At 68.7% G+C, this 23,420-nt stretch carries 27 protein-coding genes; 15 read left to right on the top strand and 12 right to left on the bottom strand.

Translation table 11 applies throughout. The annotated features are described in order from the left end of the window. Nucleotides 1-74: 74 nt before the first annotated feature. From ACIA58_RS31455 to ACIA58_RS31425, 7 genes are all read left to right on the top strand, one after another. Nucleotides 75-803, top strand: coding sequence for a hypothetical protein (locus ACIA58_RS31455; RefSeq protein ID WP_396407436.1), 729 nt, complete (start codon nucleotides 75-77; stop codon nucleotides 801-803). 25 nt (nucleotides 804-828) lie between these two features. Continuing rightward, the gene (gene ppsA / locus ACIA58_RS31450) at nucleotides 829-3,291 is read left to right on the top strand and encodes a phosphoenolpyruvate synthase (RefSeq protein WP_396407435.1); all 2,463 of its coding nucleotides are present in this window, start codon (nucleotides 829-831) and stop codon (nucleotides 3,289-3,291) included. A gap of 79 nt (nucleotides 3,292-3,370) precedes the next feature. Next, nucleotides 3,371-4,264: a class I fructose-bisphosphate aldolase gene (locus ACIA58_RS31445; protein WP_396407835.1), complete on the top strand. Its 894-nt coding sequence runs from the start codon at nucleotides 3,371-3,373 to the stop codon at nucleotides 4,262-4,264. A gap of 14 nt (nucleotides 4,265-4,278) precedes the next feature. Beyond that, a complete protein-coding gene (locus tag ACIA58_RS31440) occupies nucleotides 4,279-5,127 on the top strand; it encodes a universal stress protein (protein ID WP_396407434.1) in 849 nt (282 codons plus the stop codon). Next, the gene (locus ACIA58_RS31435; protein ID WP_396407433.1) at nucleotides 5,127-5,795 is read left to right on the top strand and encodes a CBS domain-containing protein; all 669 of its coding nucleotides are present in this window, start codon (nucleotides 5,127-5,129) and stop codon (nucleotides 5,793-5,795) included. Before ACIA58_RS31440 ends, ACIA58_RS31435 begins: the two co-directional genes overlap by 1 nt. Before the next feature lie 12 nt (nucleotides 5,796-5,807). Then, entirely contained in the window at nucleotides 5,808-7,094 is a 1,287-nt protein-coding gene (locus ACIA58_RS31430; protein ID WP_396407432.1) for an HAD-IC family P-type ATPase, read from the top strand. After that, nucleotides 7,094-8,500, top strand: coding sequence for a cation-translocating P-type ATPase (locus ACIA58_RS31425; protein ID WP_396407431.1), 1,407 nt, complete (start codon nucleotides 7,094-7,096; stop codon nucleotides 8,498-8,500). Before ACIA58_RS31430 ends, ACIA58_RS31425 begins: the two co-directional genes overlap by 1 nt. A 5-nt stretch (nucleotides 8,501-8,505) precedes the next feature. On the opposite strand, the gene ACIA58_RS31420 is transcribed toward ACIA58_RS31425, so the two are convergent. Genes ACIA58_RS31420 through ACIA58_RS31400 form a run of 5 tightly spaced genes read right to left on the bottom strand, consistent with a single transcriptional unit; the run spans nucleotide 8,506 to nucleotide 11,909 of the window. After that, complete coding sequence (locus ACIA58_RS31420; protein ID WP_396407430.1) at nucleotides 8,506-9,006, bottom strand: DUF1579 family protein; 501 nt, start codon at nucleotides 9,004-9,006, stop codon at nucleotides 8,506-8,508. Then, complete coding sequence (locus ACIA58_RS31415; RefSeq protein ID WP_396407429.1) at nucleotides 8,969-9,346, bottom strand: hypothetical protein; 378 nt, start codon at nucleotides 9,344-9,346, stop codon at nucleotides 8,969-8,971. Before ACIA58_RS31415 ends, ACIA58_RS31420 begins: the two co-directional genes overlap by 38 nt. Before the next feature lie 2 nt (nucleotides 9,347-9,348). Further along, the gene (locus ACIA58_RS31410; RefSeq protein WP_396407428.1) at nucleotides 9,349-10,146 is read right to left on the bottom strand and encodes an ABC transporter permease subunit; all 798 of its coding nucleotides are present in this window, start codon (nucleotides 10,144-10,146) and stop codon (nucleotides 9,349-9,351) included. A gap of 4 nt (nucleotides 10,147-10,150) precedes the next feature. Then, nucleotides 10,151-11,041 carry an ABC transporter ATP-binding protein gene (locus tag ACIA58_RS31405; RefSeq protein WP_396407427.1) on the bottom strand — a complete coding sequence of 297 codons (891 nt, stop codon included), beginning with the start codon at nucleotides 11,039-11,041 and terminating at the stop codon, nucleotides 10,151-10,153. A 1-nt stretch (nucleotide 11,042) separates the two neighbouring features. Next, on the bottom strand, nucleotides 11,043-11,909 hold the full coding sequence (locus ACIA58_RS31400; RefSeq protein ID WP_396407426.1) for a universal stress protein: 867 nt from the start codon (nucleotides 11,907-11,909) through the stop codon (nucleotides 11,043-11,045). Between the two features lie 161 nt (nucleotides 11,910-12,070). Here ACIA58_RS31400 and ACIA58_RS31395 point away from each other — a divergent pair, with 161 nt between their 5' ends. Then, the gene (locus ACIA58_RS31395; RefSeq protein ID WP_396407425.1) at nucleotides 12,071-13,123 is read left to right on the top strand and encodes a zinc-dependent alcohol dehydrogenase family protein; all 1,053 of its coding nucleotides are present in this window, start codon (nucleotides 12,071-12,073) and stop codon (nucleotides 13,121-13,123) included. 53 nt (nucleotides 13,124-13,176) lie between these two features. Here the strand turns inward: ACIA58_RS31395 and ACIA58_RS31390 are convergent, their stop codons facing one another. The 4 genes from ACIA58_RS31390 to ACIA58_RS31375 are packed head-to-tail and all read right to left on the bottom strand — an operon-like array spanning nucleotide 13,177 to nucleotide 16,129. After that, on the bottom strand, nucleotides 13,177-13,635 hold the full coding sequence (locus ACIA58_RS31390) for a hypothetical protein (RefSeq protein WP_396407424.1): 459 nt from the start codon (nucleotides 13,633-13,635) through the stop codon (nucleotides 13,177-13,179). 18 nt (nucleotides 13,636-13,653) lie between these two features. Further along, nucleotides 13,654-14,529 carry a universal stress protein gene (locus ACIA58_RS31385; protein WP_396407423.1) on the bottom strand — a complete coding sequence of 292 codons (876 nt, stop codon included), beginning with the start codon at nucleotides 14,527-14,529 and terminating at the stop codon, nucleotides 13,654-13,656. A 14-nt stretch (nucleotides 14,530-14,543) separates the two neighbouring features. Beyond that, nucleotides 14,544-15,512: an Acg family FMN-binding oxidoreductase gene (locus tag ACIA58_RS31380; protein WP_396407422.1), complete on the bottom strand. Its 969-nt coding sequence runs from the start codon at nucleotides 15,510-15,512 to the stop codon at nucleotides 14,544-14,546. Beyond that, a complete protein-coding gene (locus ACIA58_RS31375; RefSeq protein WP_396407421.1) occupies nucleotides 15,509-16,129 on the bottom strand; it encodes a hypothetical protein in 621 nt (206 codons plus the stop codon). Before ACIA58_RS31375 ends, ACIA58_RS31380 begins: the two co-directional genes overlap by 4 nt. 186 nt (nucleotides 16,130-16,315) lie before the next feature. Between ACIA58_RS31375 and ACIA58_RS31370 the strand changes: the two genes are divergently transcribed. The 6 genes from ACIA58_RS31370 to ACIA58_RS31345 all read left to right on the top strand — a co-directional run bounded on the left by ACIA58_RS31370 (nucleotide 16,316) and on the right by ACIA58_RS31345 (nucleotide 20,300). After that, nucleotides 16,316-16,876: a hypothetical protein gene (locus ACIA58_RS31370; RefSeq protein ID WP_396407420.1), complete on the top strand. Its 561-nt coding sequence runs from the start codon at nucleotides 16,316-16,318 to the stop codon at nucleotides 16,874-16,876. Between the two features lie 5 nt (nucleotides 16,877-16,881). Beyond that, nucleotides 16,882-17,751 carry a universal stress protein gene (locus ACIA58_RS31365; protein WP_396407419.1) on the top strand — a complete coding sequence of 290 codons (870 nt, stop codon included), beginning with the start codon at nucleotides 16,882-16,884 and terminating at the stop codon, nucleotides 17,749-17,751. A gap of 10 nt (nucleotides 17,752-17,761) precedes the next feature. Next, the gene (locus tag ACIA58_RS31360; RefSeq protein WP_396407418.1) at nucleotides 17,762-18,679 is read left to right on the top strand and encodes a universal stress protein; all 918 of its coding nucleotides are present in this window, start codon (nucleotides 17,762-17,764) and stop codon (nucleotides 18,677-18,679) included. A 14-nt stretch (nucleotides 18,680-18,693) separates the two neighbouring features. Further along, complete coding sequence (locus tag ACIA58_RS31355; protein ID WP_396407417.1) at nucleotides 18,694-19,236, top strand: flavodoxin family protein; 543 nt, start codon at nucleotides 18,694-18,696, stop codon at nucleotides 19,234-19,236. Nucleotides 19,237-19,245: 9 nt separating this feature from the next. Further along, complete coding sequence (locus tag ACIA58_RS31350; RefSeq protein WP_396407416.1) at nucleotides 19,246-19,485, top strand: SHOCT domain-containing protein; 240 nt, start codon at nucleotides 19,246-19,248, stop codon at nucleotides 19,483-19,485. A gap of 143 nt (nucleotides 19,486-19,628) precedes the next feature. After that, nucleotides 19,629-20,300, top strand: a complete 672-nt coding sequence (locus tag ACIA58_RS31345) for a hypothetical protein (protein ID WP_396407415.1) — start codon at nucleotides 19,629-19,631, stop codon at nucleotides 20,298-20,300. 51 nt (nucleotides 20,301-20,351) lie between these two features. Here the strand turns inward: ACIA58_RS31345 and ACIA58_RS31340 are convergent, their stop codons facing one another. Both ACIA58_RS31340 and ACIA58_RS31335 read right to left on the bottom strand, forming a co-directional pair. Next, entirely contained in the window at nucleotides 20,352-21,143 is a 792-nt protein-coding gene (locus ACIA58_RS31340) for a hypothetical protein (RefSeq protein ID WP_396407414.1), read from the bottom strand. Nucleotides 21,144-21,307: 164 nt separating this feature from the next. Next, a complete protein-coding gene (locus ACIA58_RS31335) occupies nucleotides 21,308-21,949 on the bottom strand; it encodes a helix-turn-helix domain-containing protein (RefSeq protein WP_396407413.1) in 642 nt (213 codons plus the stop codon). Nucleotides 21,950-22,186: 237 nt separating this feature from the next. Here ACIA58_RS31335 and ACIA58_RS31330 point away from each other — a divergent pair, with 237 nt between their 5' ends. After that, entirely contained in the window at nucleotides 22,187-22,840 is a 654-nt protein-coding gene (locus tag ACIA58_RS31330; RefSeq protein ID WP_396407412.1) for a response regulator, read from the top strand. On the opposite strand, the gene ACIA58_RS31325 is transcribed toward ACIA58_RS31330, so the two are convergent. Further along, on the bottom strand, nucleotides 22,841-23,398 hold the full coding sequence (locus tag ACIA58_RS31325) for a flavodoxin domain-containing protein (protein WP_396407411.1): 558 nt from the start codon (nucleotides 23,396-23,398) through the stop codon (nucleotides 22,841-22,843). It lies immediately after the preceding gene. Nucleotides 23,399-23,420 lie beyond the last annotated feature (22 nt).

Here is a 23,420-nt window from a genome sequence, read left to right as displayed (position 1 = left end):
GGGTTGTCCGGGGCGTGCGGGCGCGGTGGGCGATTGCGGTCGCGTGTCTGGCGATTGTGGCGCTGGCTGTGGTGATGGCTGTTGTGGTCAACGATTCGGGTGCGTCGTCCGGCGGATCGCCGGGGCCGACCGTGACTGTTACGGCTACTCCGGAACCGTCGTCGAGCCCGTCTGCGAGTACGCCGGCCCGGCGGATGTTCCGGTACCAGCCGTTGTGGCCGTTCACCTCCGAGGACGCTGCGGCGGCCTGGCAAGAGGCCTACCGCTCCGGCGGCAAACAACCCTGGCACCTCGACCCGGGGCAGACCGCGCTGTCGTTCACCACCGGCTTCCTCCGCTTCGACGAGATCAACCTCGTCGTGTCGCGGTCCGTCCGAGGTGACGAGGCTTTCGTCTCGGTCGGCTACCGGGCCGACACGAACCCGCCATCGGTTGCCGCGGTCATCCACCTCGCCCGGTTCGGCCAGGGGAACGACGCGCCGTGGGAGGTCGTCGGCACCCGCGACACCAGCCTGACGCTGACCCAACCCCGGTACGGCGCGGTGGCGAGCTCGCCGCTCACCGTCGCCGGGCGGATCACCGGCGTCGACGAGGCGATCCGGGTCGACGTACGTCAAGCGTCCACGGCCGATCGGCTCGGCACGTCGTGCTGCGTCGCGGCGGGCGGGCAGAACCAGCCGTGGTCCGCACAGGTGACCTTCCAGGGCGCGACCGATCCGGCCGTGGTGGTCGTCGCCTCCACCGGTGGCCATTACCAGGGCGTCGAGGCGTTCGCGATCACAGCGATCAGCGCGCCCGACTGACCCGACAAGATGAAGGAGAAGTGACATGGATCAGCCCAGGACAGTTTGGCTGACAGACGTGGCCGGCACCGATCTGGCCACTGTCGGCGGAAAGAACGCGTCGCTCGGGATCATGCTGCGGGAGCTCGGTCCGGAAGGCATCAAGGTGCCCGAGGGCCTCGCGACGACCGCTGCGGCGTACCGGGAGTACGTCGACACGAGCGGCCTACGGCCGGTTATCGACCGGCAGATCAGGCGGTATCGCGGCAAGGCGCCGCTGGCTTCGGTCGGATCCGAGATCCGGAGCGCGTTCGCCGCGGCGGAGTTGCCGCCGGAGTTGGTGGCCGAGCTCGGTACGGCGTACGAGCGACTCGGCGGTGACGGAACGGAGGTCGCGGTGCGGAGCAGCGCGACCGCCGAGGACCTGCCGGACGCGAGCTTCGCCGGCCAGCAGGAGACGTTCCTCAACGTCGCGAGCTTCGCGGAACTCCTCGAGTCCTGCAAGCGCTGCTACGCGTCGCTGTTCACCGACCGGGCGATCAGCTACCGCGAGGAGCGGGGCTTCGACCACGCGGCGGTCGCGCTGTCGATCGGCATCCAGCGGATGGTGCGCTCGGACCTCGGCAGCTCCGGTGTGATGTTCACGCTGGACAGTGACAGCGGGTTCCCCGGCGTCGTGCAGATCAGCGCGGCCTGGGGACTGGGCGAGGCCGTGGTTAGCGGCCAGGTCGACCCGGACGAGTACCTGGTCTTCAAACCGCGGATCCTCTGGGACGACCTGCGCCCGATCCTGTCGCGCCGCCTCGGTGCGAAGGAGATCAAGGTCGTGTACGACGACTCCGGCGGCACGAAGACGGTTGCCACCAGCGCGGGCGAACGCAGCCGGTTCGCGCTGGACGACGACGACGTACTGCGCCTGGCCCGGTGGGGGCTCGCGGTGGAGACTCACTACGGGCGGCCAATGGACATCGAGTGGGCGAAGGATGGCCGAACCGGTGAGCTGTTCCTGGTCCAGGCTCGTCCGGAGACCGTGCAGACCCGCCGGGAAGCCGCGTCGCTGCGGTCATACCGGCTGAAGGAGACCGGCCGCCAACTGGTGAGCGGCCTGGCGGTCGGCGAGGCGATTGCCGATGGCAACGTCTGTCTGCTGGACTCCGCCGCGGACATCGGGCGGTTCGTCGACGGTTCGATCCTGGTCACCCGGATCACCGACCCGGACTGGGAGCCGATCATGCGCCGGGCGGCCGCGATCGTCACCGATCACGGCGGGCGGACCTCGCACGCGGCGATCGTCAGCCGTGAGCTCGGCGTACCGGCCATCGTCGGAACCGGGTCGGCCACCAAGGATCTGCGCGACAGCCAGCAGATCACGGTGTCGTGTGCGCAGGGCGAGCGCGGCATCGTCTACGAAGGTCAGCTCGAGTACGACGTTACCGACCTGGACCTCGGCAGCCTGCCGAAGACCAGGACGAAGGTGATGCTCAACCTGGCCGATCCGGCAGCCGCTTTCCGGTGGTGGCGACTGCCGGCCGACGGCGTCGGACTGGTCCGGATCGAGTTCGTGGTGAGCAACCACATCAAGGTGCACCCGATGGCGCTGATCCACTACGACGACCTGGATCCGCAGGAGCAGCGTGCGGTGGACGAGGCCACCGGCGGTGCGGTGGACCGCGAGGCGTACCTGGTCGACAAGCTCGCCCAGGGGATCGCGCGGATCGCGGCGGCCCGCTGGCCCGATCCGGTGATCGTGCGGATGAGCGATTTCAAGACCAACGAGTACGCACGCCTGATCGGCGGCCGGCGGTTCGAGCCGACCGAGGAGAACCCGATGATCGGCTGGCGGGGAGCGAGCCGGTACTACAGCCCGGGCTACCAGGATGGTTTCGCGCTCGAGTGCCGGGCGCTGCGCAAGGTCCGTGACGAAATCGGGCTGACGAACGTGGTCGTGATGATCCCGTTCTGTCGGACGCTCGGCGAGGCGCACCGGGTCCTGACCGTGATGGAGGGCGAGGGCCTGCGCCGCGGCGTGGACGGCCTGCAGGTCTACGTGATGGCGGAGATCCCGGCGAACATCATCCTGGCCGACGAGTTCGCCGAGCGGTTCGACGGGTTCTCGATCGGGAGCAACGACCTGACGCAGCTGACCCTCGGGGTCGACCGCGACTCGGACACGCTGGCGACGCTCTTCGACGAACGCGACCCGGCGGTGACGCGGAGCATCGAGCACCTGATCCGGTCCGCGCACCGACTCGGCCGGAAGGTCGGGCTGTGCGGCCAGCGGCCGAGCGACGACCCCGCGTTCGCGACCTTCCTGGTGCACAGCGGCATTGACTCGATCTCGGTCACGCCGGACAGCTTCTTCGCGGTGAAGACGAACGTGGCCGAGGCCGAACAGTCCAACGGCTTCGTGCCGTTGGCAGCCGAGTTCCCCGGTGATGCGGTCCCGGCGTTCGCGCCGGGCCATTGGTCCAAGGTCCCGGTGGAACCGGGCCGGTCGCCTCTGCACTGAGGGCAGCGACAGGACGAGATTGGAGATGGGCCCCGGGACCACCTGGTCCCGGGGCGTCGAAGGACTGGAGGTGACCATCATGCAGACCCGGCCGTCATTGGGTGAGCTCGGCTTGAACGCCGGCAAGAAGGCACGGTTGCGGCGGATCTTGTTCGACCACGGCCTGCGCAACGGTACGGCGCTGTTCCTGCCGTACGACCAGGGACTCGAGCACGGGCCGCGGGATTTCTTCGCGAACCCGGAGGCCTCGGACCCGGCGTACATCATGAAGCTCGCGATCGCCGGTGAGTTCAACGGGATCGCGATCCAGATCGGGCTGGCGGAGAAGTTCTTCTGGGACTACGCCGGTGAGATCCCGTTAATCCTGAAGCTGAACGGCAAGACCGACATCCCGTCCGACGCAGCGGCGCTGTCGCCGGTGCACGCGAGTGTCGAGGACGCAGTGCGGCTGGGCGCCGACGCGGTCGGCTACACGCTGTACGTCGGATCGCCGGCGCAGGAGACGGACTTCGCGCAGTATCGGAAGATCCGGACTGACGCCGAGCGGCTCGGCATGCCGCTGGTCGTGTGGGCGTATCCGCGCGGCGAGGCGATCGAGGCGAAGGGCGGCAAGGACTCGTTCTACGCCGTCGACTACGCAGCCCGGGTGGCGAGCGAGCTCGGCGCGGACGTGGTCAAGGTCAACTTCCCGCACCCGGACAAACGCGACAACGTGAAGCCGCCGTACGAGGAGATCTTCGCGCCCCAGCAGGCGATCGACGGCGTGGTCCGGTCCGCGAACCGCACGCTGGTGCTCGTCTCGGGCGGCGAGCGGGCCGGCGACGACGCGATGTACCGCAAGGCCGCGCAGGCGATGGACGCCGGCGGTCTGGGCCTGATCTTCGGCCGGAACGTCTGGCAGCGCGGGTACGACGAGTCGCTGGCCTTCGTCGACGGGCTGAAGGAAATCCTCGTCCAGCACCCGAGCTCGTGAAAGGACACAGAGCAATGAAGAAGTACGTGCTTGTGGGTGTGGGGGACACACCCGAGAGCCACATCGCGCTGCGCTGGGCGGTCGAGGCGGCCAAGGCCGCCGAGGCGCCGGTCCGGGTGGTCCGCGCTTACCTCGACGAGGTGAGCCGCTGGCCGGCGATCGGGATGGACGGCTACGTTGCACCGCCGGTGGCGCTGGACAAGTACCAGGGGGAGCTGGACGACGCGGTGCGGTACGCGCGCGACCGGCTCGGGTACGACGGCGGTTCCGGGTGGCTGGCGGACTCCGATCCGACCTCGGCGCTGTTGATCGAGGCGGACAACGCCGAGATGGTCGTCGTCGGAACCCGGTCACGCAACAAGATGTCTGCCGCGGTCCTCGGATCGGTGGCCACCTCGGTGGCGTCGAAGGCGCCGTGCCCGGTGGTCGTCGTCCGGGGCGAACTTCGCGCCGGACCGGTCGTCGTGGGCACCGACGGATCCCCGGACTCCGAGGAGGCCGTGGCCTTCGCCTTCGAGGCGGCCGCCCGGAGCGGTGCGGAATTGGAAGTCGTGCACTGCTGGCATCCGCAGGCCGACCACCACGAGGCGATCGAGAGCACTCACCAGCTGCTGACGGACTGGCTGGCCGAGAGCATCGAGCCGTATCGGGACAAGTGCCCGTCGGTGAAAGTACGCGCGTCGATCCGTGAGGGCCGGGCCAGTACGCAGCTGATCGCGCTGTCGGACACCGCCTCGCTCGTTGTCGTCGGTTCCCGTGGGCGCGGCGGAGTCGCCGGCCTGCTGCTGGGATCCGTCAGCCAGAGCCTTCTCCATCATGCGGACTCGCCTGTTGCGATCGTCCGCCGGCACAAGGAGTCATGATGAGTCACCTACTGACTGTCGCGGACGTGATGACCAAAGAGGTCGTCACGATCGCAGAAGACACGCCGTTCAAGGCGATCGCGGCCGTTCTGGCCGAGCACCACATCAGCGCCGTACCGGTTCGCAGCGTGTATCGCGGCGTCGCCGGTGTCGTCTCCGAGACGGACCTGCTCCGCAAGGAGCAGTACCAGCGGACGACGCGGCGGCCGTGGCTGCACCGCAAGACGCGGGCCAAGGCGGACGCACTGACCGCGCACCTGCTGATGACCAGTCCGGCGGTGACCGTCGAGGGCGGTTGCACGCTTGACGAGGCCGCCCGGCTGATGGCGGCACACGAGATCACCCGGCTGGTCGTGATGGACGGCGACGAGATCGCAGGCATCGTCACGCGGTCGGACCTGCTGCGCGCGTTCCTCGCGCCGGACAAGGAGATTCTGGCCAGGGTACGGCGGGACGTCGTCGACCGGCATCTGTGGGACGACCCGTTCGCCGTGCAGGTCACGGTCCTCGAAGGCGTCGTGACACTGGTCGGCCAGGTCGACAAACGCAGTACGGCCACCTTCGCCGACGAACAGATCTCGGGTGTCGACGGCGTCGTCGGGGTTCGCAACGAGCTGACGTGGCGATTCGACGACACGACCCGCGCCACCGGCGCGACCTTCTACTAGGAGAACAGGCCGGTGACCACGACAGACGTGCCCGCCGCGGATCTGACGAGCGATCCCAGGGAACCGGCCGACCGGCTGTTCCGCGATCTGCGGACCTCCGCGAACGGCCTCACCGGCCGCGAGGCACAGCGCAGGCTCGAGGCCTACGGACCGAACGAGCTGACGCGACGGCGGGGCAATGGCTGGGTGGGTGAGCTGGGGCGGCAGCTCACCCACCCGCTCGCGTTGCTGCTGTGGCTGGCCGCGGTGCTCGCGGCCCTCGGCGGTACCGGCGTACTCGCCGCGGCGATCGTCGTGGTGATCCTGCTCAACGCCGGACTCGCGTTCGCGCAGGAGCGTCAGGCGGAGCGCGCCGTCGAGGCTCTGGCGGCGTACCTGCCGGTGCTGACGACCGTGGTGCGTGACGGCGACGTCCGCACCGTCGAGGCCCGGACGCTGGTACCCGGCGACATCGTGACAATTGCCGAAGGCAACCGGATCTCCGCCGATGTGCGGCTGGTGGCCGGGGCGGTCGAGATCGACAACTCGACGCTGACCGGTGAGTCGGTGCCGGTGGTCCGGTCGGCCGACCAGACAGATGCATCCGGCAACCTTCTGGACGCCTGCGATCTGGTGTTCAGCGGGACGAACTGCACCGCCGGCGATGCCCGCGGGGTCGTGTTCGCGACCGGGATGCACACCGAACTGGGCCGGATCGCGGCGATGTCGCAGCGGGTGACGCGCGAGGACAGCCCGCTGGAGCGGCAGGTCAAGAGGGTCGCCTGGCTGATCGCCGCGGTTGCCGTCGGTGCCGGCGTGTTGTTCCTGGTTCTCGGTACGACGGTCGCTGGGCTGTCGTTGCCGGACGCACTCAACTTCGCGATCGGGCTGCTGGTGGCGAACGTGCCCGAGGGGCTGCTGCCGACGATCACGCTGGCGCTGGCTGTCGGTGTACGGATCCTGGCGCGAGCGGGCGCGGTGGTGAAGCGGCTGTCAGCGGTGGAGACCCTCGGCTCGACGACGGTGATCTGCACGGACAAGACCGGCACGTTGACACAGAACCGGATGCATGTGACGGACGTGTGGACCCCGGCGGGGCCGGTGCCGCTCCGCCCCGCCGAGACGGCTCAGGTACGGCGTCTGGCCGAGGCACTGGCGTTGTGTTCGAACGCGTCCCACGACCCGGCCGGGACCGACAGTGGCGACCCCACCGAGGTGGCGTTGCTTCGGGCCGCGGGCGAGCTAGGCGCGGACCTGGATCCGGCATCGCGGGCCGGCGACGGATCGCCCAGTTCTCGTTCGATCCCGCTCTGCGGTTGATGTCCACGGTCGACGCGGCCGGCGACGACGCAGTGGTCCATGTGAAGGGCGCTCCGGAGGAGGTGCTGGCCCGCTCGACGCAGTATCTGGGGAGCCTCGGGGTCGCCGATGTCACGGACGAGCTCCGGACCGAGTTCGCCCGCAAGTTCGCGGAGTTCGAAGGCCGCGGACTTCGGCTGATCGGCGTCGCCGACCGGCCCGCCGGCCGAACGGCAGCGCGATCCGACGTCGAGCAGGATCTGGTGTTCCTCGGGGTGGTGGCGATGCTCGATCCGCCACGACCCGAGGTGGCGGACGCCGTCCGGCAGTGTCAGGCGGCCGGGATCCGGCTGATCGTCGTGACCGGCGACAACGGCCTGACCGCGGCGGAGATCGCCCGCCAGGTCGGCATCACGCACGACGGCGTCACGGTCGTGACCGGCGCCGAGCTGGACCGGATGAGCGAACGCGAACTGGACGGCCTGCTTGCGTCCGAGCACGAGCTGATCTTCGCGCGCAGTTCTCCCGAGGCGAAGTTGCGGATCGCGGATGCGCTGCAGGCGCAGGGCCACGTGGTCGCGATGACCGGTGACGGTGTCAACGACGCACCGGCGCTGCGCCGGGCCGACATCGGCGTCGCGATGGGTGCCTCGGGCACCGATGTCGCGCGGGAGGCCGCCACGATGGTGCTGACCGACGACAACTTCGCCGACATCGTCACAGCGGTCGAAGCGGGTCGCCGGGTGTACGACAACGTGCGCAAGTTCATCGTCTACATCTTCGCCCACGCGACTCCCGAGGTAGTGCCGTTCCTGATCTACGCACTGTCCGGCGGCCGGGTCCCGTTGCCGCTGACCGTGTTGCAGATCCTGGCCATCGACCTCGGCACCGAGACGCTCCCGGCTCTCGCCCTCGGTCGTGAGCCGGCCGAGCCAGGTCTGATGGACCGGCCGCCGCGGCACCGGACCGACGGGGTGATCGACGGCCCGATGCTGGCCCGCGCGTGGGGCCTGCTCGGCGGCCTGTCGGCAGGGTTGGTCGTCGGCGTCTTCTTTTGGACCCTTCTCGCGGGCGGCTGGCGCCTTGGCGACCCGACGGGCAGCGGCACGGCGTTCCACCATTTGTGGCTTCAGGCAACGACCATGTCCTTCCTCGGCATCGTCGCCTGCCAGCTCGGTACAGCCTTCGCGTCCCGGACCCAGTACGCGTCGCTGCGCTCGATCGGGCTGACGACGAACCGCCTGCTGCTGTGGGGCATCGCGTTCGAAGTGGTCTTCGCTGCCGCGGTAGTGACAGTGCCGGCCCTCCAGAACATCTTCGGCACCGCCGTCCCGCCCGCCTCGCAGCTGTCCGTCCTGGCGGTCTTCCCGTTCGTGGTCTGGGGCGCGGACGAACTCTGGCGCCTGCTCCGCCGCCGACGTACCTGACGTGATCAGGCGAGCGTCGTGCAGACGTACTGTTCGACCAGCTCGAAGGGGTTGTTCTGGATGGAGACCTCGTTGCGCCAGGTCATCGTGTTGTCGTCGACGAGGTGCCACGAGAGCTGGGTGCGGATGGGCGGGCGGCCGATGCTGCGGAAGGTGAGCAGGTCACCCTCGATCCGGCCCGACAGCATCTCGAGGTGTCCGTAGTTGTCGGCGACCGAGGCACGGTACTCACCGGACTGTGGATCCCACCCGGAGACCCAGTGCAACTGCCAGTGCAGGATAAAGGTGCCGTCGGCAAGGAACTGGTCCTGCTGGTAGTCACCGACGATCCACAGCCCCTCCTGGATCGTATGGTGCCGGCCTTCGCCGGTCGCGGTCATCGCCGGGCTGTCGGGCCCCATGGCACCGGCCTCGATCGTCCCAGTCCAACGGACATCGCGCAGGAAGCGCGCGAGCCGCTCCATCTCGTCACCGGCGTGCAGCGGCAGTGGAACCGACAGGGTCATCGTGAGGCTCCTCAGGTGTGGAGAAGGTCAGGTGTTCGGCGAGGCTGACGGACCAGAGAACCACTGCCGCGGCGACGGAGATCGTCGCGAGGACCACCGACGTCGGTAAGGCAATGACGAGGGCACCGGTGGTCGTGGATGCGACCGCAAGGAACGTGATGAGCCAACCTGCGGGATCCGGGCGCAGGGCGGGAGCGAGGACGAGGATGGCAGCGCCGATCAGGAGCAACGACAGGCAGCCCCCCGCTCGGTTGCCTATTGCAACGAAAGGCAGATGGACGGCCAGCAGTGCGACCATCAGGAGCGTGGCCAGCAGGTCGCGGCGGGGCAGTCCGGGCATGGTCAGTGAGCCGTGGAGATGTCGCGGCCGTCGAGTGCCGGGAGGGCGAACAAGGTCAGAACGATCGCGCCGGCGAGGAGCCAGAGGTAGCTGAGTTGGAGGCCGGCGCCGAGGGGGCCGTTGTGGAAGGCCTGGTGGATGGGGGAGTAGGGCTGCCAGGACTCGAAGCGCGGGAGGATCAGGCCGGCGGCGTACACCACGTACGCCGCGGCGGCGGCCGCAGCTGCGATGCCGATCGCCGTGGTACGACGGCCTGTGACGGCGCCGACGGTGAGCGCGAGTACGCCGTACTCGAGGCCGAGCAGCGTCATCGCTAGGGCGCCGCTCGCCGCGGCCGATGCGGAGATCCCGAGACCGAAGATCACGCTGCCGATACTGGTCGCCGCGAAGAGGACGGTGCCCAGGGCAAGGACCGAGACGGCCAGTGCGAGCGCCTTGTCGAGCACGATGCGGGCGCCGGAGACCGGGGTGACGAGTAGCAGCTCGAGGGTGCCGCGTTCTTCTTCACCGGCGACCGTGCGGGCGCCGTGGCCGATGCTGTAGACGAGGAACAGCCCGGGCAGCATCAGCGTGAACAGTTCGGCGTTGAGGAAGCCGTTCCCGGTGGTCATCGCGTCGAGGTTGAAGAACTTGCGCAGCTCCTCGGGGAACGACTGGTACAGCTGCTTCAGGTCCGGCATGTCCCGGACCGACGGCCACAGTGCGCACTCCAGCAGGACCAGGACGGCGATCGCGATCGACCAGCCGATCAGGCCGCGGCGGGCGTCGTACAGCGACTTCAGGAAGACGTTGCGGAACATGGCTTCACCTCTGGCCGTCGTAGTAGTCGAGGAACGCGGCCTCGAGATCGGCCTCGTGGCTGAGCACGTTGGTCACGTCGTACGGCGCGACCGTCCGGATCAGCTCGGCGGTCGAACCGGTCACCGCGACACGAGCGGTGTGCCCGTCGACGGTCACCTCCTGCACACCGGCTACGGCGTGGATCCGGTCAGCCGGCGGGACACCGGCGAAGGTCAGGTCGAGCCGGCGGCGGGCGCGGTCCTTCAACGCCTGCACCGACTGCACAGTGACCAGCCGGCCCGCCCGGAGAATAGCGACCGTGTCGGCAACGGCTTCAACCTCGGACAGCACGTGCGACGACAGGAACACGGTCCGGCCGGCGTCGCGAGTCTCGCGCAGTAGCGCCCGGAACTCACGCTGCATCAGCGGATCGAGGCCGGAGGTCGGTTCGTCAAGGATGAGCAGGTCCGGTTCGTGCATGAACGCCTGCACGATCCCGACCTTCTGCCGGTTGCCGCGCGACAACGCCCGGATGCGTACGCCGAGGTCCAGGTCGAACCGCTTCGCGAGCAGCTTGATGTGCTCCCGGTCGACGTCGCCGTACAGGTGGGCGAAGTACTCCAGGTACTGCGCACCGGTGAGGTCGGGGTAGGGGACGAAATCGCCTGGCAGATAGCCGATCCGCCGCTGCAGCGCGTCGTACTGGTCGGCGGCGTCGAACCCGAACACGACCGCGGATCCGTCGGTGGGCCGGATGAGTCCGGCGAGCAGGCGGATCGTGGTGGTCTTGCCGGCCCCGTTCGGTCCGAGGTAGCCGACGATCGTGCCGGCCGGGACGTCGAGATCCAGCTTGTCGAGAGCGGTCCGGCGGCCGAACCGCTTGGTCAGGCCGCGCGTCTTGATGACGGTCTCCATGTCAGGGTTCCTGGTGGTGTACGACGGCCACCGGGCAGTGCGAGTGGTAGAGCAGCCCGCGCGCCACGGATCCCATCCGCAGTTCGGAGAACGCCGTACGGCCGACACCGCCGACGACCACCAGGTCGGCGTCGTGGGACTCGCGGGCCAGGACGAGAACCGGATGATCGGTGGCGGCGCGGCCGTGGACCGGTACGTCCGGATACTTCGCGGTCCAGCCGTCGAGGGTCTGGGCCAGCAGTTCGTCGGCGGTGTCCATCCATGGCTGCCGCTTCGGGTCGGCCCAGACGTTGGGATCCGGGTAGCTCTCCCGGACCACGATCGCGTGGACGCCGTGGACCTCCGCTCCGGTCTTCTCGGCGAGTTCGAAGGCGAACCGCAGCGCTTCCTGGCCCTCCGAGGAGCCGTCGACGCCGACCACGATCCGCTCGTGGGCGGGCGCCGCCGGGTCCCAGGTGTCCGGGACGACGATCAGCGGCACGTCCGTGGCGAGCGCAGTACAGACCTGCGACGTCGAGCCGAGGACGAGTTCCGCGAAGCCGCCCATGCCGCGCCGGCCGACGACCAGCGCCTGCGATCGGTGCGAGAGTTCGAGAAGCACTTGTGCCGGATGGCCGTGCCGGACCTCGAGTGACGCAGCCTGGAAGCCGAGCTGTTCGAGCTCCTCCAGCGCGTCATCGATCACCTCTGTACCGTCGTCGGGTCCGTCGGGCAGCGCGCCGGTGGACAGGTGCCGTTCGTCGTCGAGGACGTGGACCGCGTGCAGCGGCGCGTCGTGCAGGTGGGCGTACGACGTTGCCCAGGTCAGCGCGATCAGGCCGTCACGGGATCCGTCGATTCCCACCAGGACAGGCAGTTCGGTGGACATGGGACCTCCCGGGGCTCGTACTCCTTGCAGTTCCAGTCAATCCGCCTGTTCGCGTCGCGGGCAGGGCCGAAGGTCCCGCCGAACGGTGATGTTCGGCCGCTGTGGCGCCCGGTCGGGTGGGCCAGTGTCGAAGTGGGAAGTTTCGTCCAGGGAGGTTTGCGATGAAGGCATTGGTCTACAACGGTCCGGGTCAGCGGAGCTGGCGCGAGGTGCCGGATCCGGTGATCCAGGATCCTGAGGACGCGATCGTTCGCGTCGACGCGGTGACGATCTGCGGTACGGATCTGCACATCCTGAAGGGCGACGTGCCGACGGTGCAGCCGGGACGGATTCTCGGGCACGAAGCGGTCGGCACGATCACGGCCGTCGGCAGCGGTGTACGCGGCGTGGCCGTCGGTGACCGGGTGCTGATCTCGTGCATCACGGCCTGCGGGCGGTGCGAGTACTGCCGGCAGGGCCACTACGGCCAGTGCCTCGGCGGTGGCGGCTGGATCCTCGGTCACCTGATCGACGGGACGCAGGCAGAACAGGTCCGGGTTCCGTTCGCGGACCGGTCGGTGTACAAGCTGCCGGACAACGTCAGCAACGAGGAAGCGGTGCTGCTGGCGGACATCCTGCCGACGTCGTTCGAGGTCGGCGTCCTCAACGGCAAGGTCTCGCCCGGTGACACCGTGGTGATCGTCGGTGCGGGCCCGATCGGGCTGGCGGCGCTGGCCACCAGCAAGTTGTTCACGCCGTCGTACGTCGTTGTGGTCGACGCGGCCGACTCGCGGCGCAAGGCCGCACTCGAGCGGGGCGCCGATCTCGCGCTCGGCCCGGACGATGACGTCGTCGCGAAGATCCGCGAGATGACCGGCGGACTCGGCGCGGACGTCGCGATCGAGGCGGTCGGCGTTCCGGCGACGTTCGAGCTGTGCACGCAGGTCGTCCGTCCGGGCGGCACGGTCGCGAACGTCGGTGTCCACGGTGCGCCGGCGACGCTGCACCTCGAGGACCTGTGGATCAAGAACGTCACGATCACGACGGGTCTGGTCGACACGTTCTCCACGCCACGCCTGCTGTCGATGCTGGCCGCCGGCCGGCTGGAGATGCCAGGTCTCATCACCCACCGCTTCGGCCTCGACGAGATGCAGGACGCGTACGACGTCTTCGCCGACCCGGCCACCACCGGCGCCCTGAAAGTCGCACTCTTCGGCGACGAGGGCCTCGAGTAGCACACCCAGAGCCGCGGCCCGCGACAACCTGTCGCGGGCCGCGGCTTCGCATGTCAGGGTCTGTGGAAGCTGATCGGCTGGATGATCTCGATGCGGGTTCCGACCTGGTCGCAGCAGGGCAGGTCGTGGTAAACCTCCCAGCTGTCTCCGGTCGCAACTGCTCCCTCGGCCTGTAACCAGTCCTCGATGGCTTGGTAGGTCGTCGCGAGTTTCTCGTCCGGGTCGGTGTGCCAGGTGGCGAACACCGGACCGCCGGGCAGCACGGACGGCACCACCACTCCGCTGTCCGCGATCGGTGCGGTGACTGGGAAGCCGGCCTCGGCTTCGATCACTCCGTCGGGCAACGGATGGCAACGGGCGAACGGATAACCCGTCGGCGCGATGCCGTGATGCCGTAGATGCTCGGCGACCACGGCACACGCCGACGGCACCCAGTCAGCCAGTTGATCCGGAACGAGCACGGCGCGGCGAACCGCGGTCGCCTGCTCGGTGACGGTTCGGACCTGGGACATGGTGCCTCCAGGGTTGATTCAGCGAACGATGGCGATCGGGCACTGCGTGTGGTGCAGGACGGTCTGGCTCACGGATCCCAGCAGGAGGCCGGTGAAGCCGCCGTGGCCGCGGGAGCCGACGACCATCAGGTCCGCGGTCTCGGAACGGCGCACCAGGGCCTGGCCCGGGGAACCCGACACAAGTTCTGTGGTCCACTCGACATCCGGGTGATCCGCGGCGGCGCCGGCGACGGACTCGGCAACGAGCAGCTCGGACTCGTCCCGCACCTTCTGCTCGTCGAACTGCAGCATCGAACCGCCGTCGTCGTAGGTCAGGAACGGTGAGGTCCAGGCGTGCACCGCGACGACCCTGGCGTGCCGGGCCTCGGCCTGGTCGAAGGCGAAGTCGATGGCCTTGGCCGAGGCCTTCGAGCCGTCCACGCCGACGACGACGGTGGGCTGGTGCTGGGCGTGAGGGCGCGGGTCGTGGGGGATGACCAGCGTCGGGCAGGCCGCGTGGGTGGTGACCTGGACGGCGACGGATCCGACGATCAGTCCGCTCCAGCCGCCGAGGCCGCGCGACCCCAGCACGACGAGGCGCGCGTCCGTCGCGGCGTCGATGAGGGCCTTCGGCGCTTCGCCGCCGACGAGGCTGGTCTCGACGGTGAGGCCCGGGTGATGCAGGCGGATGCTCTCGGCCACGGAGTCGAGGCTTGTCTGGCGAGCGGTCCGCACGGCCTCGAGCGGTACGACGTGTCCGGGCGAAGGGCGGGTGAGGATGACGATCTCGAAGGCCTCGACGATCCGTAACGGTGCCATCGTCCGGACGGCCTCGTCGGTCGCCCAGCGAAGGGCGTCCTGGCTGCCGGTCGAACCGTCGTACCCGATGACGACCGGGGCGGGGTGTGTACTCATGGTTGTCTCCTTGTCTAGAACCATTGGTCGAACGAGTCGCGCCAGTCGCGGCGACCCGGATGTGAGTTGGACTGCGCGGGGTAGCCGATCCGGATGACCAGCTGCGGCCAGGGCCGCCCGCCGATCAGGTCCCGAACCTGATAGCGCGGGCCAGGGTGCTCGAGCAGCTGGTCGAGGAACGACGCGGCCAGGTCGTAGGAGGTGGCCACCAGCAGCGCCCGCTGCAGGGCGGCGCCGGCCTGGACCCAGGCGGTCGCGTCCTCGGCGCGCGTGGTCAGTACGACGATGGCCGGATCGGTCTCGAAGACGGCCTGACTGCGATGTGTTTCGTCGAAGCCCGCGTCGAGATCGCGCACCAGAGCCGGTCGCACGGGGGAAGGGCCCAGAGCGTTCTGGGGGACTCCGTCACGCGATCGGTCGCCTCCGACCCAGCTGTGCCGCTCGTGCAGGCGGTCCTCGTCGTGGAGTTCGAGGTCATCGGTCTGCCGTAACACAGTGCGGAGACTGTTCCTGGCGCCTGCGTCGAGCCATTGCAGCCGCGCGCCTTCGGCGCTTGCTGCGTCGTCGAGTTGACGCCGGACCTGCGGCGGGATCGGATGGTCGAGCAACGGTCCGCGGTACGTGTGCCGCCGGGTGACCTCGCCGTACAGGCTGCTGAGGCCGCAGATCGGCGTATTGCGGTTGGCGAGGAAGATCCGGGCCGTGACTTCTTGCCGCGCCGGATCGGGATGGACCGCCAGGCGCGACTCGTGGCCGAGCATCGCCGCTGCGACCCGGACGTTGAGAGCCGCCGCGCCGACGCCGATGTGGGCGGCGCGCCCGGACGGGTCCTCCACCGAAAGCATCCGCTCCTCGTCGAGCAGGACGTCGATGACCGGCCCGTGCACCTCGAAGCGCCAGGGTTGGGTGTTGTGGATCGAGGGTGCGTGGACGGCGGCGGTCAGCAGGATGCCGATCTCGTCGTCGGTCAGTACAGCGTTCATGGCTTGTCCGTTCCGGTCCGCTCGCCGAAGCGGATCAGTGTGTGGTTCACGCATTCGGCCCGGACGTCGCGCGAGGTGGCGGTGAGCAGGACCCGTTCGAGTGCGATGCCTGCCTGGACCTGGTCCGCGGATTCGCCGCGGTGCGTGACGACGACCGCGAGCGATCCGACCGGGATCCAGGTGAGCTGTGCGTCCTCGATGGCCGCGGCCCGTTCCAGCGCGCGGCGTACCTCCCGGTCCGGGGGAGTCGCGGGCCGGGTGAAGTGCCTGGTCAGGATCGCGACGTACAGCTGCCGCAGCTCCTCGTCGGGCAGCCCTGTCGGTTCGACCAGGATCCGGGCGGCGAGGCCGGGCTCGTCCGGGTAGGGGTAGAGGCTCGCCCAGCTGTCGTAGCTGAGCGAGGCAGCCGCGCAGCGCAGGTTGAAGATCGCCACGCCGGTGGCGATGCGCTGGAGCCTCGCGATCGGGTCGGACCGTGGGCTCTCGTCGAGGTAGACGTCGATCAGGTGACCGTTCGACTCGATGCGCCAGGGGCGCGGGACGTGCAGACCCGGCGCGGCATCGGCAGCGTGCAGCAGCACGCCGAGCTCTGCGGATGTGAGCTGGTCGGTCAGCATCGGCACCTCCTGGGCTGCGGTCCTTCCGATTCCATCGTCTGCCCTGCTGCGCGCGGCGGACAGCGGCATACGTCCCGGAGACGACGGGCCGTTCGGCTCAGGTACGTGGGGTGACAACGGCTCTGACCAGGACGGTCGTGGAACCGCACGATCGAGGTGTCGGAAACCCAGTGAAAGGACGACATCATGACCACCACTCCGAATCGGCAGCACCTGCCGGCTCCGGCGATGGAGCCTGACGGTGATCGGCACCCGATCATCACTACGGCGGCAGGGCGCGCGCTCGCCGTCCTGCGGATCGCGTACGGCCTCACGTTCCTGTGGGCCTTCTTCGACAAGCTCTTCGGCTTCGGCTACGCCACCCCGTCCGGCAAGGGCTGGATCGACGGTGGAGACCCGACCGCCGGATTCCTGGGCAAGGGGACGAGCGGCCCGATGGCCGACTTCTACCACTCGCTGGTCGGTGACTGGTGGGTCACGCCGCTGTTCATGGTCGGCCTGGCCGGCATCGGTCTCGCGCTGACGCTCGGTATCGGGATGCGGATCGCGGCTGTGGCCGGCACGCTCCTTTACGTCCTGATGTGGTCGGCGAACCTGCCGCCGGAGACCAACCCGGTCCTGGACGACCACATCATCGGCGCCATCACGATCATCGCGCTGACACTGGTTGCCGCTGGCAACGTGTGGGGCCTCGGCAAGTGGTGGAGCAGCCTGAACTTCGTCGGCAAGTACCCCTGGCTGCGGTGATCGGGATGAACGTCAAACCGGTCATCCACGTGGGAGTCGACGGCTCCTGGCGTGACACCGGTGCCCTGGAGTGGGCCCTGCAGGAGTCGTTGCTCCGGCAAGAGCCCCTCCAGGTGATGCACGTGATCGACGAGCAGGGCCGGCACGCCCCTGGCTGGGATCCGGACGCCGTGGACGACGCGTCGACGGAACTTGTGAACGACGTCCAGAAGTTCCTGGACGAAAGCCCGGACGCGCTGGACCACGAGGCCGAACTGATGGTCGGCCCACCGGCGCGGACATTGGCCGAGGCAGCCGCGGGCAGCCGGATGCTGGTCGTCGGCCGCCGAGGTCTGGGGGTGTTCAGGCGCCTGCTCATCGGTTCCACCTCGGAGGCGGTCGTGATCCGTGCACAGGTCCCCGTGGTCGTCGTGCCGGCGCATTGGAAGCCGACCGACCATACCGGCCCCGTGCTGGTCGCGCTCGACGATGCCGAGGACAACGCCGCCGTGCTGGAGTTCGCGATCGCCGCGGCTGCTGAGCGGAGCCTGCCGGTCCGAATCTTGCACGTGTGGGACCTGCCGGCCGTCGTCAGCTGGGACGCGATGAACACCGCCGGCGTCGGCGCCGAGTGGGCCGAGAACGCCCAGCGGCACTTCGAGAACGTAGCGGCCGAGTGGCAGGCGAAGTACCCGAACACCACTATCCAGGTCGACGTCCGGCGCGGCCATGCGGTGGACGGCGTCGTCACGGCTGCCGAGGAGTGCGACGCCCAGTTGGTGGTGGTCGGTACCCGTCACCACACGAGGTTGATGTCGGTCTTGCTCGGCTCAGTGACCCGAGGCGTACTGCACCACGCGACGTGCCCGTTGGCCGTCGTGCCAGTTCAAGTGTGAGGTGAAAGAGATGACTGCCTGGAACCGGACCGGATCCGTTGTGGTCGAAGTCGACGGCAGCGCGGAGAACCTGCGAGTGGTGGACTACGCCGCCGTGGAGGCGCTGCAGTCCGGTGCCGGGCTCGTGCTCGTTGCGCCGTACTCGGCACATGGTTCGTACAGTCCGATGGTGCCGGCGTACGCGCCGAAGCCGCCCGCGGAGTTGGCGGATGCCGCCTTGCGGGTCGCGGTCGCGCATGTGCGGCACCATCACGGGTACGGCCTGGAGCTTGCGGCCATCGCCGGTGAGGGGTCGCGGGCCCGAGTGCTCGCGCATGCGGCCCGGACCGCGCGGATGCTGGTGGTCGGCAGATCCCGCAGCCGTGGTCCGCAACGTCTGGTGCACACCCAGGCCAACCTGAACCTGGCGGCACGGGCGGGCTGCCCGGTGGTCGTAGTACCGCTGTCGTGGAAGCCGTCGCTGCTCGACCGGAAGGTTGCCGTCGGCATCGATGGTACGCCGCTGTCGGCCGAGGCGCTGGAGTTCGCGTTCGGGGTGGCGTCCGGGCGGGGCGGCGATCTGACCGTCGTCCATGCCGGACTGCCGGCCGAGCGCCCGTTCAACGACGAGGATGTTGACGGGGCGTGGATCAGCCGGGCGGACTACCTCTTGTCGGAGACGCTCGGCCCGTGGACGAGCCGGTTCCCGAAGGTGACGGTGACCCGGTTCCTGAGCAGCCGGCCACCGGCCGCGGCGCTGGTGCACGAGAGCAGCGACGTCGGGCTGGTCGTCGTAGGCACGCACAGCGGTGCGCTGCCGGTCGACCCGGTCGCGCGGCGTTCGATGGCTGCGATGACCTGCCCGGTGGCGATCGTGCCGCACCACTCGACCGAGACCGGGAAGACGCGTGCCGGCCGGCGCGGCGGCTCCGTCGTACCGGCGCATTGATCGGAGGCAACATCATGTCCGGAAGTGATCGTGCACTCGTGGTGTACGAGTCCATGTTCGGCAACACCGAGCGGATCGCACGGGCGATCCGGGACGGTCTGCGGGACTACCTGCCTGCCGAGACGGTGGCGGTCAACCGCGCGCCGAGCGTCCTGTCCGATGACCTGCGGCTGCTGGTCGTCGGAGGACCGACGCACGCGTTCTCGATGAGCCGCGTGTCGACCAGGCAGGAGGCCTGCAAGCAGGGGGATCTGGTGACGCCGGTCGAGGTCGGCATCCGCGAGTGGCTGGCGGCGCTGGAACCGGCGGAAAGCCGGCCGCGGCCGCCCTCGGTGGCGACCTTCGACACCCGGATCGCCAAGGTACGGCGGCTGCCGGGATCGGCGGCCCGCTCGGCGGCGAAGCTACTGCGGCGCAAGGGCTACCGGATAATCCGGTCGGAGAGCTTCTTCGTCAACGAGTCGACCGGACCGATCCGCGACGTCGAGATCGAGCGCGCGCAGCGCTGGGGCGCCGAACTCGGCCGCCTGCTGACCGGATCCGCCCGGGTCGCGTGAGGAGGACCGATGATGCACTCGATGGCGGGCGCCGCGTTCTGGTCGGTGACCGTGCTCGTCCTGTGGGTCGCGGCAGTCGGCGGTGCGGCCTGGGCGACGGTACGGATGATCAAGCGGCCGCCCGCCCGGCCACCCGCCCTGCCGTCCCCACTGGACATCCTCGAGCGCCGCTTCGCCGCCGGAGAAATCACGCGCGAGGACTTCGACGATGCACGCGCCAGACTGCGCGAGCACGAACTGGATGTCTGACAGCAACGTGGAAGGTCGGCGATTCGAGACCGCCCCTGGCCATCCCCGGTAAGCGTGAACCCGGCCAATCTGGCCTGCGGGCTGGTTCGCATACGTAACGGCTGAGCCGATCTCCCGATTGATCATCAGGGAGAGGGGTGCAGGTGGCAGATCCAGGCCTTGGCAATCAGATCGTTACAACGCTTGGTCCGATCGTTGGTGTTGTGGTGGGCGCCGTTTTCGGTCGGGTCAGTGCCCGTAAGCAGTTCGTCCAGGATCGCTCGATGTCAGAGGTGCAGCATCGCCGAACGGTGTACGCGGACTACCTCCGCGCACTGTGGGCATATCAGTCTCGCGTGTTCCGGGCTAGAGATCTGGCGGCGAGCTTCGAGCGTGCGGAAGCCGAGAATCCAGGTAAGCAACTCACCATCCAGTACAACCTCAACCTCACGATGGAGAAGCAGGCTGAGTGCCGAGATGCACTCGCGAGCATCAATCTGTTCGCGAGTACGCCGGCTCAGAATGCAGCGCGCGACGCGATGACAGCGCTCAGCCTCAGCCACGACGCCATTAGGCAAAGGCTGACGCCTGAATCTGACCGGTACTGGGCGGAGTACGAAGCTGCGCATGAGCGCTTCGCCCTCGCTGTCAATGAGGAGGTCGCGCACATGAACGCCTTGCTGTACGCCTACATGACGCCGGTGTGGCGCGTCGTCGTCGGGAAGGCTCTGCGGAAGCCCTTACCGTTCGAAGTTGGCGGAGCTCCACCCGAGGCACCCACAGATCCACAGCCGAACTCCACTCATGAAGGTGTCGTGGCCCAACCCGGTCAGTGATCGATTCGCGACCTCTTACATCGATGTCCCTAACAGGCACCGTCGTCGGGCTCAGAACCGCCAGCCCTGCACCTGCATCAGGGCCAGTCCCGCACCAGCGAGTGTGATCAAACCTCCAGCGATTGCCCACCACCGCCGCCGCCATGGGCCTTTCTTGTCTCCATCTGCGGCAATCGAGATGTCAGCGCCGGCGTTGTAGATCGTGACGTTCTTGATCTTGCTCCGGTCCCCATAAACCACGAGGGCGACCGATGCTGCGGTCCCCTCTGGGGACGGCAGGTTGGCGGCGGGCGGTGTGACGGCCTCCATCTGTGCCGTCAGGGAGACGAGTGTGGTCCGGACGCCTTCAAGCACCCCAACGAACACCACTGGCGAGACCGACCAGTAGAGGCGCTCGATGTGACCAGTCCACGTCCCCATGCGATTCATGATGGAAACGAGGTCGTCGGCGCCGGGAGGCGACAGTTTCACGACATCACCCCGAGGAGTCTCCTTTGCGAGGTGTTCGATCTCCGAGATGGACATCCGCAACGCGAGGTCGTTTGAGATGTGGTCCTGAGCAACATCGGGTAGGTCGAAAGGGGCCAGTGTTTGCTGCCTGATCTGTGCCGTGGGCGTCATGCCGTCGATCTGTAGAGGCGTGGAGGCCAGCCGGTAGTCGGGCAACGGATCTTCGGGACCGTATCCGTTGAGCTCGCGACGTGCCCAGTCCATAAGCTCCTGGGAGCCAGTGCGTCCACCAAGCGCGATGATTTGTCGGAGCAGGTCAGTGACTGGCTCCCTCCTGTTCATCGCGCCAAGCTGGATCGCACGCAGGGGATGTTTGCGACGACGGTTGAACACAGCGCCAACTTACCGAAGTCGGTGACGGAGCATGTCCGCTATGGCCTCATCGCGGCTACGGCTCGCGCCGAGAATGAGGCAAACCCTTCTCGGTACTCCTGGCACGGGTCACATCGGAAAGGTAGGGGCCGTATCGGGGCCTGCTGTCGCGTTCAGACATGTCGTCACCAGCTGCGGATGCGGCGGCCGGTGATGCGGTGGGGTTCGATGGTCATGTAGGTGTCGCGGGTGCCGCCGGCCCAGGGGTCGACGTGGCCGGTCGCGGTGCGGATCTCCGGCTCGGTGGCGGGGCGGACCAGGCCGTTGACCAGGACGCTCCAGCCGTCCTGCATGCCCTCGTCGAGGCGGTCGACCTCGAACGCGATGGGCGCCAGATCGTACTGCGCTACCGCGCTGTCGGCCGCCGTACGGAAGAGGATCAGCTCGTCGCGATAGCAGTAGTTGACCGGGATCACGACGAGCTCGTCGACGCCGGCGTACGCGATCCGGCCGACGGTGACGGACCGGATCAGGGTGATGCACTCGTCGCTCCGCATCGGCTCGAGGACGGGAGCCAAGGGCGCAGGGTGCGGTGTCGCCGGGCGCTGTGGCCCGGTCAGATCGTCGACCGCGACGCCGAGGGCGTGAGCCAACCGGACCAGCTCCGCGCCGGTGAGCGCGAAGGGACGCGACTCGATGTGGTCGATGCGGGCTGTGGTCAATCCGGTTCGCTCGGCGACTTCGGACGTGCTGAGACCGAGGGCCTGACGGCGATGCCGGATCCGGGTGCCGAGATCGCTCGGCCCGCCTGCGGTCTGTGTGCCCATCGGAGTCTGCCTTCCTGTCGGTCTGTCAGTCCCAGCCAATCAGTCGGACGACTGCGCGGGCAGGGTCCGAGGTCACCGCCGATCGGGCCGGGGTACTTCCTCGGCGGCCGGACGGCCCGGCCGAAGGTCCCGTTGAGGCCGGGACCGTGGTCCCTGGCGAGTAGCGTGGTGGACGCGGGATGCTGAGGGGGCGCCCGGCCGACGGGCCGCGACGCGAGCCAGCCGAAGGAGTCGGTGATGACGATCAAGGTGTTCCTGCTCGACGACCACGAGGTGGTCCGCCTGGGGCTGCACCAGCTGCTGGAGGCGGAGCCGGACATCGAGGTCGTCGGCGACGCGTCGACCGCCGCGGAGGCGATCGCGCGGATCCCCGCCGTACGCCCCGACGTCGCCGTCCTGGACGTCCGCCTGCCCGACGGCGACGGCATCACCGTGTGCCGCGAGGTCCGCTCGCAGATGGAAGAGCCGCCGGCCTGCCTGATGCTGACGTCGTTCTCCGACGACGAGGCACTGTTCACCGCGATCATGGCCGGGGCCTCCGGGTACCTGCTGAAGCAGATCCACGGTCAGGCGCTGGTCGACGCCGTACGCCGCCTCGCGGCCGGCGAATCGCTGCTGGATCCGTCGATGACCGCCAAGGTGCTGGAGCGTCTGCGCCATCCGGCTGAGGCCGAGGATCCCCGCTACGCGTCGCTGACCGAGCAGGAACGTCGCATCCTCGCCGAGATCGCCGAGGGCAAGACCAACCGGCAGATCGCCCAGTCGCTCTACCTGGCCGAGAAGACCGTCAAGAACTACGTCTCGTCGCTGCTGCGCAAGCTCGGCCTCGAGCGTCGCACCGAAGCCGCCGTCTTCGCGATCGAGCACACCAAGAACCATCCGCAGGCGTAGTCAGCCGAGGAAATGCCCGGCCGGGCGATCCGGCGTGGTCGGGCGGTGCCAGCTGCTGCGTTCGATGGCCTCGATGGCAGCGCTGATGTCGGTCGCCCAGGCGCGAACCTCGTCCCAGTCGCGGGAGTCACCGGCGAGATTGCCGGTAGCCATGTGCCGGGCCAGGAACCCCTTCGCAGTGTCCGGTTCGAGGCTGCCGGAGAAGGTGACTGCCGGGGTCGCGCCGATCTCGTGGGCGAGGTGGCGGACAGCCGGCGGCATTGCCTGGTCCTGGTCCTTGTCAGGGCCGACCGGGCCGCTGTGGAAGAGCCAGACCTGGCGCGCACGTAGCTCGTTCACGTTGTGCCGCAGGAACCGGACGGCCTCCCGCCGCCAACGCCGGATGTACAGCGCACTGCCCAGGACGACAGCGTCGTACGGCGCGATGTCCTTGACCTGCTTGACGTCGAGCACGTCGACGTCGTGGTTGTGGGCGCGCAGCTCGGAGCCGATTGCCTGGGCGATCCCGGCGGTCGCGCCTGACTTGGTGGCATAAGCGACCAGTATCTTCTTGGACATCACAGCCTCCCTTCGGGCCGCT

The organism is Kribbella sp. NPDC051586, from assembly GCF_044453965.1.
Taxonomy (GTDB): domain Bacteria; phylum Actinomycetota; class Actinomycetes; order Propionibacteriales; family Kribbellaceae; genus Kribbella.
Note: the sequence above shows the minus strand (reverse complement) of the source record. Positions and strands in the feature narration are given on the sequence as shown.